The following is a 14,358-nucleotide window of genomic DNA, read 5'->3' on the forward strand; positions in this document are numbered from 1 at the left end:
CGTTCACCGGGAGGGTTATTCATGCTCAACCGAGTGAACAGCGAGCCGTTGGTTAACGGCTGGCGGCATACGCGCGGGCGATGCGAATCACCCGCGCGTGCGCCGTGTGAGCCGACTCAGTCGCGAGTCAACTTGCGGTGGGTGACGCGGTGCGGACGCGCCGCCTCCGGACCCATGCGCTCGATCTTGTTGGCCTCATAGGCTTCGAAGTTGCCCTCGAACCAGAACCACGCGGCCTCGTTGTCGTCATTGCCTTCCCACGCCAGGATGTGCGTGCAGGTGCGATCCAGGAACCAGCGATCGTGGGAGATGACCACGGCGCAGCCCGGGAAGGTCTCCAGCGCGTTCTCCAGCGAACCCAGGGTCTCGACATCGAGGTCGTTGGTGGGCTCGTCGAGCAGGATCAGGTTTCCACCCTGCTTGAGCGTGAGCGCGAGATTCAGGCGGTTGCGCTCACCACCGGACAGCACACCCGCCGGCTTCTGCTGATCCGGCCCCTTGAAGCCGAATGCGGAAACGTATGCGCGGGAGGGCATCTCCTGATTGCCGACCTGGATGAAGTCCAAGCCCTCGGAGACCACCTGCCAGACGTTCTTGTTCGGGTCGATGCCCGCACGGTTCTGGTCGACGTAGCTCAGCTTGACTGTCTCGCCGACGCGCACGGTGCCGCTGTCCGGATTCTCCAGTCCGACGATGGTCTTGAAGAGCGTCGACTTACCGACACCGTTCGGACCGATGACGCCGACAATGCCGTTGCGCGGCAGGGTGAACGAGAGATCCTTGATGAGCTGGCGATCGCCGAAGCCCTTGTCCAGATTCGCGACCTCGACCACGATGCTGCCCAGGCGCGGACCCGCGGGGATCTGAATCTCCTCGAAGTCCAACTTGCGCATCTTGTCCGCCTCGGCGGCCATCTCCTCGTAGCGGCCCAGACGCGCCTTGTTCTTGGCCTGGCGTGCCTTGGCACCCGAGCGGACCCAGGCCAGCTCGTCCTTGAGGCGCTTCTGCAGCTTCTGGTCCTTCTTGCCCTGCACCTCGAGGCGCTCGGCCTTCTTCTCCAGGTAGGTGGAGTAGTTGCCCTCGTACGGGAATGTGCGGCCGCGATCGAGCTCGAGGATCCACTCCGCGACATTGTCGAGGAAGTACCGGTCGTGGGTGACGGCCAGGACGGCGCCCGGGTAGTTGGCCAGGAACTGCTCCAGCCACAGCACCGATTCGGCGTCGAGGTGGTTGGTGGGCTCATCGAGCAGCAGCAGATCGGGCTTGCTCAGCAGCAGCTTGCACAGCGCGACACGACGGCGCTCACCACCGGAGAGGTTGGTGACCGGCTCGTCCGGCGGCGGGCAGCGCAGTGCGTCCATGGCCTGCTCGAGCTGGGAATCGACATCCCAGGCATCGGCGTGGTCCAGGTACTCCTGCAGCTGGCCCATCTCCTCCATGAGCTCGTCGGTGTACTCGACACCCATGAGCTCGGCGACCTCGTTGTAGCGGTCGAGCTTGACCTTGACCTCGCCGAGGCCCTCCTCGACATTGCCGCGAACGGTCTTGTCCTCATTGAGCTCGGGCTCCTGCATGAGGATGCCCACGGTCGCTCCCGGCGCGAGCCAGGCTTCACCGTTGTTCGGCTGGTCCAGTCCCGCCATGATCTTCAGAACGCTCGACTTACCGGCGCCGTTCGGGCCGACCACACCGATCTTCGCGCCCGGAAGGAAGTTCAAGGTCACATTGTCGAGCACGACCTTGTCGCCATGCGCCTTTCGAACCTTAATCATCTGGTAAATGAACTCAGCCATATGGGCAAGCCTAACTGTGTTGAGTTGCCGGTTCTCCGGCGCGGTCGGCATCGGTGGGCGGCTGTGGCGACGCTTCGGGGCGGTCGTTGTGGCCGAAGTGTTTACGCAGCACCGGGGCGGTGCAACGGCCCAGGTCGGGGCCGAGGGCTGTGGCGCGCATCTCGAGATCGTTGCGCTCCATACCGTCTCGGGTGGTGTACTCATTCGAGCGGAGTTGACCGTAGGCGATGATCGGATCACCGCGCTGCAACGACGCCTCGACACCCTCCACGAGTTTGCGCCAGCAGGTTACCGTCAAATACAGCGTGCCACCATCGACCCACTCCCCGCTAGCGGCATCATATCGGCGGGTGGTGCTGGCCAGCCGGAAGCTGAGCACCTGTTCGCCATTGGGCAGCGCCCGGCGACTGGGATGGGTGACCACCCTGCCGATTACCGCGGTATTCGCCTCGTACATCGCTGTCCCCCTTGCCGATTCGTGTCCCGTGCTGTCGTGACTCCAGCTTGAACCGGCGAGCAGCGCGGCGACAGGGCCGCTTCCGCGATTGTGGATAACTCGGCGCTGTGGATAACTTCGGCGCGCTGAATATCCTCGGCGCGTGGGCTACAGCGTCGCGAGATCGGTATTCGCACCGCACAATACGACAACCGGACGCTCCCCCGCCGCCGGGACATAGACCCCGCTCTGGATCGCGGCCAGCGCCGTCGCACCGGCGGGCTCCACCACGATCCGGAACTCACGCCACAGATACTCCCGCGCCATCACGATCGCGTCATCGCTGACCAGCAGTGATCGCACCGCGTACCGCTGTGCGACCTCCATGGCGATATCGCCGATCCGATTGGCCCCCAGCGCATCCGAGGCCACACTCGAAACATCGACATCCACCGGCCGCCCCGCCGCGATCGCCCGATTCAGCGTCGGCGCACCCTGCGGCTCCACCCCGATCACCCGGCCGCGCAGCCCCAGTGCCACCGCGATTCCGGCGACCAGTCCACCGCCGCCGACCGCCACCAGCACCGGCGGACGACCGCGCACCTGCTCCTCGATCTCCAGTCCGACCACGCCCGCCCCGGCCACAATGGCGGGCAGGTCATAGGCGTGCAACTGCATCGCCCCGCGCTCGCGGGCGAGCTGGCAGGCGTATCGATGCGCCTCCGCGTAAGTCGTTCCGTGCCACAGCACTTCGGCCCCGTGCGACCACATGGCCGCGACCTTGGTATGCGGTGCGGATTCGGGCACCACCACCGTGCAGGAGAGTCCGCGCACCGCACTCGCCAGCGCCGCGGCGATCCCCGCGTTGCCGCCGGAGGCGATCACCACATGCTCGACTCCCGCATCCGCCCGCAGCAGCGCGTTCAGGCAGCCGCGCACCTTGAAGGTCCCGCCGTGCTGCAGATGCTCGAGCTTCAAACTGACCGGTATCTGACCGCGCGGGCCCATGATCTCGGTGTGGAATACCGGTGTCTTGCGGGTCTGGCCGTGCAGCAGGCGGCGCGCACGCCGCACATCGGATCGATAGAGCCGCTTGTTGTTCCGGGTCGCCTGGGCGACGTCACTCACTTGCGTACCTCTCGATCACGCCGAGCGAGCTCGGCGTACATGGCGTTGTACGAGGCGAGTTCCGCGTCCTCGTCCCGGTCGGCGGCGCGATCCAGCCTGGTCGCCAGTTTCTTGTCGCTGCGGGACCATTGGATGAGCAGTGCCAGCATCACCACCACCAGCGGCACTTCACCGGTTGCCCACGCGAGGCTGCCTCCGGTGTGCTGATCGTCGAGCAGATTGCCGTTCCAGCCCAGACCCAGACTGCGGTAGAACCAGCCGCCGAGCACCGTGCTCATACTCATCAGCGCGATACCGAAGAAGGCGTGGAACGGCAGCGAACCGAACACCATGCCGAGTCTGGTGAGCGGCTCCACCCGCCGCGGCTTGGGGTCGATACCGATGACCACCCAGTAGAAGAGGTAACCGCTCACCAGGAAGTGCACGTTCATCAGCAGGTGCGCACCGTGCGAGTCGACGAACTCGTCGAAGATGCCGCCCAGATACAGCGCGTAGAAACCGGCAACGAAGAACACCGCCGCCACCACGGGTTGAGTCATGAAGCGCGACACCGGGTTGTGCACGGCCGCCAGAATCCATTCACGCGGCCCCGGGGGTGTGCCACGACCGGCGGGGGGCAACGCCCGCAGGGCCAGGAGCACCGGACCGCCGAGTGCGAACAGGATCGGCGTCAGCATCGACATCATCATGTGCTGCGCCATATGCACGCTGAACATCGCCGGGGCATAGCGCCCGACGCCCGAACTGGTAGCGATCAGCAACACCAGGCAACCGGACATCCAGGCGATGATTCGTCCGACCGGCCAAGCATCCCCCCGAGCGCGCAGCCGCCGCACACCGACCGCGTACAACACCGCCAACACGATGGCGAGGCTGCCGAAAATGAGATCGAAACGCCAGTCGAAGGCAAATCGCGCCGCGGTGGGCGGACCGGCGAGGTTGTAGCCGATCTCGACCTCAGCGGGACTCGGGACGGTCAGCAGTTCGGGCGGCGGGGTGCGCCCCAGACCGACCGCGAGACCGACGGTCGCGGCGAATGTCAGCACCTCGACGCTCGCGAACCGGATAAGCGCACGGCGGTCACTCGGATTCTCTTCGAGAGCGGGCAGAGCGCGGCGACGCTGCGCGAAACCGATGACGCCGAGCACAATCAGCGCGGCGGCCTTCGCGAGGATCAGACGACCGTAGGTGGTGTCGAACAGCTCGGACCAGGACACCCGAACGAACGCGTTCACCACGCCGCTGATCGCGATCACCGCGTAGGAGACCGTCGCCACCTTCGAAAATCGATGCGCGGCCAATGCCGTGTACTCGCCATCACGCAGGGCATATGCCAGCACCGCGTATAGCCCGCCAACCCATAGGCACATCGAAACCAGATGCAGTATCAGGCTATTGGTCGCCAGGTCATGCGCGCCACCGGCAGATGAATGCCCGGTCAGCGCGACCGGGAGCAACGAGAGCGTAGCCAGCGCCAACAGCACCGGGGTCCATCCCCAGCGCAGCACCAAGCGGCAGCCGACGGCCACCGCGAGCACCATGAAGACGGTGAACCGCCATGATCCGGCCACATCGACCTGCGCCGTCGCGCTCCAGACCGCCTCCGGGCGCAGCGAGTCCAGGAGTGGTTGTCCGGTGGTATCCGACAGGGTCAGCGGCACCAACAGCGCCGCCGCGCCCGCCCATGCCAGCGCGGCGTACCCGGCGCGTCGCAGCGCACGATATCCGCCGACATCGAGCAACCCATTGGCCTGCGGCGGCACGAAGAACGCCGCGAACAACAGTGATCCGATGGTCAGCGCGGCGGCAAGATCCGCGATCGCTCGCACCGCGGGCAATCCGTATGTGGTCAACGGGCCGGGATCCGGGATCCCCAGCAGGCTCAGCGCCTGTGAGGCCGAGAGACCGACCACCAGAGCCGCCACCACCGCCGCGACCGCCCCGCCCATTGCCGCGACCACCGCGTACGTCCCGCCTGAACCCGACCGATTCGCCTGAACAGCTGTAGCGGTGGGCGAATCCTGCGGCGACGACATACGCCCAGGGTAGTTCGGTGTAGCGGTCCGAACTTCCCGGGGGTTTCCCGACCTCCGGTCCGCACATCGCGCCCGACGCGCCGAACGGTTGCTAGGCGAGCACCCGATCCCCTCCTGGACGCTCGCTATACTTAACGCGCTGGACACCGAGATCAATATGGGTCAAGGTGTTTGGTGGCCGCATCGCCGACGATGCCCCGCACTGCCTCCGTAGCTCAGTTGGATAGAGCAAGGGCCTTCTAATCCCTAGGTCGCAGGTTCGATTCCTGCCGGGGGCGCTTTGACACTCTGAGCTGCGACAACAGTCGCAGACTCAGAGATACCCAGCCCGTACAGCGCTTAAACAGCTAGGGATTCTCGAGACTAGAATCACGAGATGGGGCAGGATCTCGACGCCATCCCGGAGCTGTTGGAGGACTTCACAACTGAGCTCCGGCGGGCGAATCGCACGAAGGCCACGATCGACACCTACAGCCGCGACATCGGGTACTTCGTGACCTTTCTCGAAGCGCAGGGCATCGAACCGATGGCGGACGCGCTCACCCGCGACAACATCGGAAGCTACATCGAAGACACGCTCAACCGCCCCAACCGCCGCACCGGGCGGCCGGTCACGGCCGACTACGCACACCGCCAGTACCGCAGCCTCCAGCAGTTCTGCAAGTACCTCGAAGCTGAAGAGATCCTGGCTGTCAATCCCTTCGACCGGATGACGCCGCCGCACGTACCGGACAAACCGATTCCGGTTCCCACTGTCGATGCGCTTCGCCAGCTCCTGGCCGAGTGTGAAGGTACCGACTTCGCCGACCGGCGCGACACCGCGATCATCCGGCTCATGGCCGATATCGGCCCGCGGATCAACGAGATCACAAACCTCGACATCGACGCCCTGGACTTCAGCGAGAACACCGTCATGGTCATCGGCAAAGGCCGTCGGCCGCGCACCTTGCCCTTCGGCGACAAAACCCGCATCGCGCTGCGGCGCTACCTCCGGGTCCGGAAATCGCACACCCAAGCCCGCGATGACAACCCGGCTCTATGGCTGGGGCAACGAGGCCGAATGACCAGTTCCGGAATCCAGCAGATGCTCTACCGCCGAGGTACCGCGGCAGGCATTGGCCACCTGCACCCTCATCAGCTACGGCACTTTTTCGCCCATAACTGGCTAGCCAGCGGCGGCCAGGAACAGGACCTAATGATGTTGGCCGGTTGGCGGTCCCGTCAGATGATCGGCCGATACGCGCGAGCAACCGCTGCGACTCGGGCTGTCGATGCCCACAGGAAGGCCCGACTTGGCGACAAGCTGTAGCAGTGCGAACCGTTAGCCGTTGTGTGGGTCCGACAGGTCCGCGTATTCATGGTCGATCCTGAACCGCATTGATGGTGAATATGGAGACCATTGACCGTCGTATTCGAAATCCTGGGCAGCATTCGAAGTAGCTGACCAGACGCCAGCAAACTCCGAATTATGATGCGCGAGTGGACAATTCAGGACATATACTGGTTCAAAGGCTGTCCATGGTGGGGATCGAGGTGGTCGCCGATGGCACAACTGCCGCAGCCCAACGCGAAGCTGAAGGCCGTCATGTTCCAGGCCGGTATGAAGCCGACCGGCCTCGCCAAACGGATGAAGGATCACAGCCTCACCGATGGCGGTTCAAAACTGTCCACGACTCATACGCTGATTGCGAAGTGGTTGGACGGGACAGTAGCTCAACCGAATGATCGCAGCTGCCAGGTCATGCTGGCCGTCTTGGGGACGAAGCTCGGGCGCGATTTGCGGCCTGCGGATATCGGCTATCCCGATCTCAAGTTGCCCCAGGATTCACCCCTCGAATCGGTGTCCGACGCCTTCGAGAATCCTGCGGTCATCTCACAACGACTCCAACGACTCAACCAGGTAGACGCCGATGACCCGGTGCTAGACATCGTCGACTTCGCGATCGCGGACATCCTGGAGCGGTACGAAGTCGAGGGTCCCAAAAAGCTTGCCCCCGAAGTTGTCTCACTGCGAACCCAAGTTGATAGCTGTCTTCAACAGCGGCAGCACCCGAAGCAGACGGTACGGCTATACACGCTCGCGACGAAGCTCTCCGGCATTCTCAGCTATATGGCTGTGAACCGTGGGCGATTCCCTCACGCCAGCATGTATGCGCGGGAGTCGTTCGCGATCGCGTCGCTCCTGGGAGATCCACAGTTGCAGGCTTGGGTACGCGGAACTGAGAGTTTCTGCGCCTACTACATGGGCAAATACGACGTTGCAGCCGATCTCGCCGAACAAGGGCTTCAGCTTGCGACTGACGGACCGCAAGCAATCCGCTTGTTGTCCAATGGAGTTGCGCGCGCACGGGGCAAGATGGGCGATGTTCGGGGCGTGCACCACGCCATCGACCGGGCGAACGCCCTAGCAGAGCGAATGAACATTCCGGATGGGCTGACCCCGGCACTGACCTTTGAACCGTACGGTCAGGCCCGGCTTGCCGCCAATGCCGCGACCGCCTATCTATCGGCTGGCGACTTCGATCGAACCTTGAAGTACGGCCACCAAGTGGAAACACTTGTCGATGAGTCCGATTCGGTATGGAGTCGATCACTCGTGCGGCTGGATATCGCCACAGCCTTGATCAGACTCGCCAGCCCGGACATCGAGCAGGCTACTCATTTGGGTTCACAGGCACTGACCTTCTCCGAGGAGCGGCCGATTCGCTCAGTGTGGCAACGTGCGCACGAATTCGGCACTGCGACTGAATCATTCGACGCACCGGAGGCGCGCGACTATCAGTTCGAACTGCGGGATTGGGCGGACCGAGTTCGGGAATTCTCCGCACCCGGAGCTAAACGTCAGTAGCCGCGAGCTCGATGACCGCCACGTCGTCCCAACGGTAGGCGCGACCTTCACGACGAAGACGAACGATTCGAATCGCATTGACGTCGACGGTGACCGGTGGAACATCGCGAAGTTTGCAGACTCGTGAGATGAGCGGCTCTGCCGATTGGCGGCGGTTGCTGTATCCGATGCCGAGGTGTGGACGAAAGTTGCTCGTCTGAGCTATATACGCATCCGGAAGCACTTCAGCTATGGCTTTGCCTGTGATTCGGTGAAGGTCCAGAAGCTCGGACCAAGGCGACACTGAGAATCGAACTGCCCCACGTGAGCCCGCCAGTGGCCCGACGGACAATCGAAACGACCGAACAGCGTCCAGGTACTCGTTCGCGGAATCAGCGATTGCCTGGATATCGGCATCGGTCACGTGGTCGGTACTACCGATCGGCATGAGGGTGATGTGCAGTCCATCGAGGGGCACGAGGTCCAAGCCATCGATATCGAGATTCTTCTGGCATCGCTCGGTCGCAGCGATCAGATCCGGATCATCAAAGGTCAAGTACCAGTAGTACGCCTCACTGGCAGATGAGTCCGAGGTCCGGCCCCAATGGTTCTCCATGAGGTCGACATCCTGAAACGCTTCCCAGTCATTCTCGCGAATTGATTCCTCGTTCGTGGGCGACTCCGGTGCCGCGGCCGGGAAAGCAGCCGCCCGGCTGGAATCGTCGGACTGTTCGACATCAGGTCTGATCTGCACTTCATCACCCTACTTTGCGTCCCGTGCGTCATGTGCGTGGTTCGTGTGCACTGCCCGGACCAGCGATTTCCGAGTGTTCTGGTGCGACAAGGCATTTCACGCCATGTCCTACCAGGAAGGCACATCCATGACACAGAGACCCCCGACGGATTCGCGACCCCAGATCGGCCAGTTGATCAGCCTGCGCGACGCCGCCGCACTGGCGCGGGTGGATATCAGGACAATCCGCCGCTGGATCGACAACGGACACCTTCGGGCCTACCGCATGGGGTCGAGGCTTGTGCGAGTCGAGCGGCATGAGCTGCTCACTATCGCGAAGCCGATTCCCGCCAAACACGCTCAGGACAACGCATCTCGGACATATCCGGATGGTGCGGCATGAGCACCCCGAATGATCGCGTGCTTCAGGCTCGAATCGCCGCTCACGCCTCATGGGCGAAAACGCCGGACCGAGCGGCGCGCACCGCCAAGGCCCGAGAAGCCCTCGCGAGCAAGTTTGAACGCGAGGTCGATCCGGAAGGCGTCCTGTCTCCACAGGAACGCGCCCGACGTGCCGAGCACGCTCGAAAGGCGTACTTCACTCGATTGGCCCTCAAGTCGGCGCAAGTACGGCGGCGGTGATCGAGATGATTCGAACTCTGCTCGTCTTTCTCGCAGCTGCACTGATCATCGGTGTGTCCGCTCCCCAGCTTTCCGCACTGCTCCTTATCGCCCTGTTGCTGTTGGGTGCTGCGGGCCTGGTGTGGAGTTCGGTGCCTTCGTTCCGGCGTCGTCGACGAGGTGGTCGGCGATGAACGAGTACTTCGTGCAGGATGCCCGCGGCCGGACGAGTGTGCCGATGTCGTCGCCGATGCTGGCGGGGCTGATTCTGCTGGCGTTCGTGTTCGCGGTGGGTGTGTATCTGGGGGTGCTGCTGTTCGGCAGCCGCTCCGCATTGCCGTCCACGGTGGTTGTTTGCCCGGCTCCTGGTACCGCGAATGTGGCGTTGTGGCCGTCGGACTGCCCGCGTGAGGTGGTGTCGCCATGAGCGAGATTCGGTTGCAGCCGTGGGAGACCCGGCTCGAAGAGCTCACTGCCCAGCAGTATGGGCTGTCGTTCGATTCTCTTGCCAAGGCCGCGAGTTTCGCGGGTAAGGGTGCGCGGGCGGCGTACAGGTTCGCGGACCGGTCGAAGAAGGCCGGGCGGGCGTATGTGACTCGCGTGGATTACGGGTCGCCTGGTCCGTGGCGGCATTCGAGCAATTTCGATGAGCCCGACATGGTGCCGCATGGGCCGTTGTGGTTCTTCCTGAATCGCGAAACCAATTGGGGTTACCTCGAATTCGATCCGGGTGAGTGGTTGCCGAAGGCGTCGACGGCCGCGCATTTGACCGCGATCACGGAGTTGCGTCTCGCGCTGACCGGGCTGGATACCAACCCGGAGGTGTGGACCAGCGAACGGCTGCTGCGGCGCCGGATCAAAGCGACCGGCACCGAGCCGACCGATCGTATTCATGACGCCTGGTTCCGAGACTTCACCGATCCGGACAAGGTATGGGCGATCGAGGTTGAGCTGTCCCGCAAATTCGGTGACGGTCGCTTGCTGCGGGCGATGACCACCGCGTTGGACACCGCTGAGCGCCACGGCCTTGCCGGGGTTCTGTACTTCGTGCGCGGTGCGAGTTTGCTCCGCGCGGTCGAGGACACTGCGGCGCGCCTGGCTCATAAGCGCGGTGTGGAGAGCCTGCCGAATCTCGAAATCCATGACCTGGACACCACTTTGGCCCGGAAGGGGGTGATCTGATCATGACCGGATGCGTTCCGATGATCACACCCGAGGACTGCGGACCCACCACCGCACCCGCGCCGACGGTCCCAACCGCACCCGTCCCCGAGATGCTGCCACCGTCGCCCGGACCGGTGAGTCCTGCACCGACGCAGGCACCGTCGTCGGAGCGGTTCGAGAACCCGAGTCTGCCCAATGGCTGGCATGCCCCGAATTGGAGTCTGCACGTCTCCAGCGTGGGCGAGGTGCTCGCGGTAGTGGGTACCGCCTTGGTGGGCATCGTGTTCGCGATCGCCCTACTGCTTGCCCTGAATATGGTTGCGGCCAAACGTCGTTGGGAGGCCCGGCAGGTTCGGAACTATGCGTTCGGGTCGCTGATTCTGGTGCTGGGTGCGATGTGGGTGGCGAATTCGTGGTTCGTGCCGCTGGTCTTGTGGTGGCAGGGCACCACGGTGCTGGTCCACTCCGGTCCGGGCTCGGGGGCGGTGGTGGCGATGACCGCCGGCGCTTTGCCGTTCGCCTGGTGCGGTGCGGCCATCTATAGGGCGCGGTTCCTGTCGAAGTTGGGCACCGAGGGCGTCGGATCACCGTGGAAGACGCGGCGGTTGCAGCGGCGTCAGCAGCTGGGTAAGGCTGCCGCCGCGCGCCGGGCCGCGAAGTACGGGGCGCCGCTGGTGACCGGTTGGCTCAAGGCTCGTGTGGTGCTCGGGCCGTTGTCCGAACGCACCGATGCGACCCAGCCCAGCGCATTCACGCAGATGGCGGATCGCAGGACTTCGAAGCTGGAACTGCCGATCGATGGCCTGGGGCACATGGTGATCCTGGGCAAGTCGCAGAAGGCGGGCAAGACCACCATGCTCGTGCGCTTGGGCACCGGTCTCTACAGCGCCTATTGGCATCGGTATGTGCGGACCGGGGAGAAGCGTCCGCTGCTGATTTTCGTGGACTGCAAGGGCGGCAAACCCGGTCTCGCGACCGGTCGTCAGGTGGTGAAGATCGCCGCGCGGCTGGGAGTGAATCCGAAGCGTATCGCGTTGTGGCCCATCACCAATCGCCTGGATTTGTGGTCGATGAACGTCGATGACATGTGCGCGACGTTGGAATCGATGATCAACCCGGTGCAGTCCACCGAGGCCGGGTCCGAGCATTTCAAGCAGAACCGTATCCGGGTGACCAAGCTCGCGGTCACCGCGCCGTGCGGGCCACCGCGTTCGAAAAAGGAGTTCCTGGAACGGCTTTCGGTGACCTGGCTCAAAGAAGTCGGCTGGGCACATGACGAGGCGATCTGCAACGAGATCGATGCCCTGGAGTTGAACAAGCCGCCAGCGATCGGGGACGTGTCGGGCAAGTTCCGCAACATCTTCGCCGCGATCGGTGAGGGCTTCGACGGCGGCCGCCCCCTGAACAGCTTCGATGTCATCTACGCCACCGTGCCCGGCACCGTCCGCGGGGAGAACGCCCGCGCCCAGGTCGCGGCCCTGACCACCCTCATCTCTCAGTTCGCATGCGGGGAGCACGACCGGCAGATCATTTTGATCATCGATGAGATGTCCGCCGTGGCCGATAAGACCGGCGGTATCAACCAATTCACCATCGCCGAACGACTTTTGGGCATGGGTGTGGTGGCGTTCTTCGCCGCCCAGAACCAATACGGACTCGGTCAAACCCCCGACGAGCGGCGCCGTCTCCTCGAATCGTGCCCGTCCGGTGCGCTGCTGATGGCACTGGAAGGAGCCGGGAAGGTCAGCGAGGTGTTCGGGTCACGCCCGGTCACCGAGAACACCCGCCGCGCCAAGGACGGCAAAGTCGGCGACGAAGGCACTCTCGGGAACCGCGAAACCTTCTTCATCGACCCGAACCGGCTCGCCGAATTCAAAACCGGCGACGTGGTGTGGGTGCACGCCCTCAAAGCCCAATGGGGACACGTGATCCCGGTCGAGCTGGACGAGGTCACCGAACTGCCCGCAGACCCGCACGCGGAGCGTTGGGCCGCCGACACCGTGGCCCGGGTGCCCCTGGCCAGGATGCGGGATCTGGACTCCGGACGCGCCCGCCAAGCCGATCTGGGCCTGGACGGCAACGAGGGCGGTGAAGCGGCATGACCGACTACCTACGCCCAATCGCGGCCTACGTGGCCAGCCAAAGCGAACACCACACACCCGCCCATGACCACCCCGAACACCCGGCCACCACACGGCCGGACACCCCGGACAGCCAGGCGGACATCACCATTCACGCGGACAGCGCCGAGGACAAGGGGCGGACACGATGAGTACCAAGACCCCCGCAGCGCGCGGGCGGCTGGTCTCCTGGACCGGATTCGTGTTCGGATCGCTGACCTCCATCGCGGCCAATGTCCTACACACCTGGCTACCCGCCGCACACATGCCGCCCGGGTGGACACCCGGCATCGCACCCCAAATCGGCGCCGCCGTATGGCCGATCGGCCTACTCCTCAGCGTCGAGGTGCTCTCCCGCGCGCAATGGCGAGGCGGGCGCATGTGGGGCGTAGCCCGCTACGGCGGCGCCGGAGCAGTGGCCTTCGGATCAGCCGTCATCTCTTACAGTCACGTGCGAGATGTGCTGGTGGCCTGGGGATACGGGCATCCGGCCGCCGAATTCGGGCCACTGACCCTCGATGGGCTGATGGTGGTGTGCGGGTTCGCACTGATGTCGATGAGCACCCACAGCGACCCCGCCAATCCCGAACACGCCATCCCCACTAGACCGATGCGCACGGGTGAACCGAAATCGGCAGGTGCCCGCGAGATTCCACTCGCGATCCAAGTGGAACCCGCCGCACCCCAGCCTGTCCGCGCGGTCGGCACGGTGTCCGGGGTGTCCGGACAGGGCTCCGAAGGTGTTGCCGCACAGGCGGACACCCCCACGCAGGAGGTGGACACCTCTGTCCGGCAGGCGGACATGACCGCCGACGGGATGGACAGCGAGGCGGACACCCGCCGCCAGCGGGCACGGGAGTTGCACGCCCAGGACTGGACCCATGCCCGCATCGCGACCGAACTCGGGGTCAGCAAACGCACTGTCCGCCGCTACCTGTCCACCAACGAGGACACCGACCCGTTCGCCGAGGACCACGCGAACACCCTGTCCGCCGAATGGCTGACCGCCCTGGACACCCACCACCACGACACGAATGGAGTGCACGCATGAACGGCAACGGCCGCGGAATCGATTGGGACGGTGAGCTCCAAGCGCTCATGGAGTCCTCCGGCATCGACCCCACCCAGATCGCCCGCCCGACATGGACCACCCGCGCCCGTCGCATTCTCCTGCGAGCTCGCGCCGCCCTAATCACGCTGATCCTTGTCGGTGTGCTGATGTGGCTGACCGGCGCCTCCGGCGCCCCTGCCGCCGCGACCATTCCCCTGCGGATATGGCTGGCGGGCTGGATCGGCTACGGCGTCTGGATCAGTCTGGGCCGCCCCGACTGGCCCACCGCATTCCACACCACACGTGAACTCGTCACCGCCGCAAGTCAATCCGTGTCCCGATTCGTGTTCGCCCATTCTCGCCCGGTGCGTGCGCGCTGGCGTGCCTGGAAAGCCGCCCGCGACCGCGACGACACCGTCACCGCCTAGCCCCCCAATCCAGGAAGGACG

15 protein-coding genes and 1 tRNA gene are annotated in these 14,358 nt (G+C 64.4%); 11 read left to right on the top strand and 5 right to left on the bottom strand.

The window, feature by feature from the left end; genetic code table 11:
* Positions 1 to 116 precede the first annotated feature (116 nt).
* The 4 genes from ettA to OHB26_RS03115 form a co-directional block, all read right to left on the bottom strand.
* Positions 117 to 1,793 carry an energy-dependent translational throttle protein EttA gene (ettA, locus tag OHB26_RS03100; RefSeq protein ID WP_330182719.1) on the bottom strand — a complete coding sequence of 559 codons (1,677 nt, stop codon included), beginning with the start codon at positions 1,791 to 1,793 and terminating at the stop codon, positions 117 to 119.
* Positions 1,794 to 1,803: 10 nt separating this feature from the next.
* Complete coding sequence (locus OHB26_RS03105) at positions 1,804 to 2,250, bottom strand: single-stranded DNA-binding protein (RefSeq protein ID WP_067565675.1); 447 nt, start codon at positions 2,248 to 2,250, stop codon at positions 1,804 to 1,806.
* 147 nt (positions 2,251 to 2,397) lie between these two features.
* Positions 2,398 to 3,357 carry a threonine/serine dehydratase gene (locus OHB26_RS03110; RefSeq protein ID WP_330182720.1) on the bottom strand — a complete coding sequence of 320 codons (960 nt, stop codon included), beginning with the start codon at positions 3,355 to 3,357 and terminating at the stop codon, positions 2,398 to 2,400.
* Positions 3,354 to 5,393, bottom strand: coding sequence for a cytochrome c oxidase assembly protein (locus OHB26_RS03115; protein WP_330182721.1), 2,040 nt, complete (start codon positions 5,391 to 5,393; stop codon positions 3,354 to 3,356). The genes OHB26_RS03110 and OHB26_RS03115 overlap by 4 nt, the downstream gene beginning before the upstream one ends.
* Before the next feature lie 204 nt (positions 5,394 to 5,597).
* Between OHB26_RS03115 and OHB26_RS03120 the strand changes: the two genes are divergently transcribed.
* The 3 genes from OHB26_RS03120 to OHB26_RS03130 all read left to right on the top strand — a co-directional run bounded on the left by OHB26_RS03120 (position 5,598) and on the right by OHB26_RS03130 (position 8,241).
* A tRNA-Arg gene (locus OHB26_RS03120) sits at positions 5,598 to 5,671 on the top strand.
* A 98-nt stretch (positions 5,672 to 5,769) separates the two neighbouring features.
* Positions 5,770 to 6,702, top strand: a complete 933-nt coding sequence (locus OHB26_RS03125) for a tyrosine-type recombinase/integrase (protein ID WP_330182722.1) — start codon at positions 5,770 to 5,772, stop codon at positions 6,700 to 6,702.
* Positions 6,703 to 6,936: 234 nt separating this feature from the next.
* Complete coding sequence (locus OHB26_RS03130) at positions 6,937 to 8,241, top strand: hypothetical protein (protein ID WP_330182723.1); 1,305 nt, start codon at positions 6,937 to 6,939, stop codon at positions 8,239 to 8,241.
* On the opposite strand, the gene OHB26_RS03135 is transcribed toward OHB26_RS03130, so the two are convergent.
* A complete protein-coding gene (locus tag OHB26_RS03135; RefSeq protein WP_330182724.1) occupies positions 8,228 to 8,974 on the bottom strand; it encodes a 2'-5' RNA ligase family protein in 747 nt (248 codons plus the stop codon). The genes OHB26_RS03130 and OHB26_RS03135 overlap by 14 nt on opposite strands.
* Before the next feature lie 127 nt (positions 8,975 to 9,101).
* Here OHB26_RS03135 and OHB26_RS03140 point away from each other — a divergent pair, with 127 nt between their 5' ends.
* From OHB26_RS03140 to OHB26_RS03175, 8 genes are all read left to right on the top strand, one after another.
* A complete protein-coding gene (locus tag OHB26_RS03140) occupies positions 9,102 to 9,356 on the top strand; it encodes a helix-turn-helix domain-containing protein (RefSeq protein WP_330182725.1) in 255 nt (84 codons plus the stop codon).
* Positions 9,353 to 9,595, top strand: a complete 243-nt coding sequence (locus OHB26_RS03145; protein ID WP_330182726.1) for a hypothetical protein — start codon at positions 9,353 to 9,355, stop codon at positions 9,593 to 9,595. Before OHB26_RS03140 ends, OHB26_RS03145 begins: the two co-directional genes overlap by 4 nt.
* Positions 9,596 to 9,764: 169 nt before the next feature.
* On the top strand, positions 9,765 to 10,001 hold the full coding sequence (locus OHB26_RS03150) for a hypothetical protein (RefSeq protein WP_330182727.1): 237 nt from the start codon (positions 9,765 to 9,767) through the stop codon (positions 9,999 to 10,001).
* The gene (locus OHB26_RS03155; RefSeq protein ID WP_330182728.1) at positions 9,998 to 10,756 is read left to right on the top strand and encodes a hypothetical protein; all 759 of its coding nucleotides are present in this window, start codon (positions 9,998 to 10,000) and stop codon (positions 10,754 to 10,756) included. Before OHB26_RS03150 ends, OHB26_RS03155 begins: the two co-directional genes overlap by 4 nt.
* 20 nt (positions 10,757 to 10,776) lie before the next feature.
* Positions 10,777 to 12,840 (top strand): hypothetical protein, encoded by a 2,064-nt coding sequence (locus OHB26_RS03160; RefSeq protein WP_330182729.1) that lies wholly within the window; start codon positions 10,777 to 10,779, stop codon positions 12,838 to 12,840.
* A complete protein-coding gene (locus tag OHB26_RS03165; RefSeq protein ID WP_330182730.1) occupies positions 12,837 to 13,010 on the top strand; it encodes a hypothetical protein in 174 nt (57 codons plus the stop codon). Before OHB26_RS03160 ends, OHB26_RS03165 begins: the two co-directional genes overlap by 4 nt.
* The gene (locus OHB26_RS03170; protein ID WP_330182731.1) at positions 13,007 to 13,909 is read left to right on the top strand and encodes a helix-turn-helix domain-containing protein; all 903 of its coding nucleotides are present in this window, start codon (positions 13,007 to 13,009) and stop codon (positions 13,907 to 13,909) included. Before OHB26_RS03165 ends, OHB26_RS03170 begins: the two co-directional genes overlap by 4 nt.
* Positions 13,906 to 14,337, top strand: a complete 432-nt coding sequence (locus OHB26_RS03175; RefSeq protein WP_330182732.1) for a hypothetical protein — start codon at positions 13,906 to 13,908, stop codon at positions 14,335 to 14,337. Before OHB26_RS03170 ends, OHB26_RS03175 begins: the two co-directional genes overlap by 4 nt.
* Positions 14,338 to 14,358: the final 21 nt, after the last annotated feature.

This window comes from Nocardia sp. NBC_01503 (assembly GCF_036327755.1).
Classification (GTDB): Bacteria; Actinomycetota; Actinomycetes; order Mycobacteriales; family Mycobacteriaceae; genus Nocardia.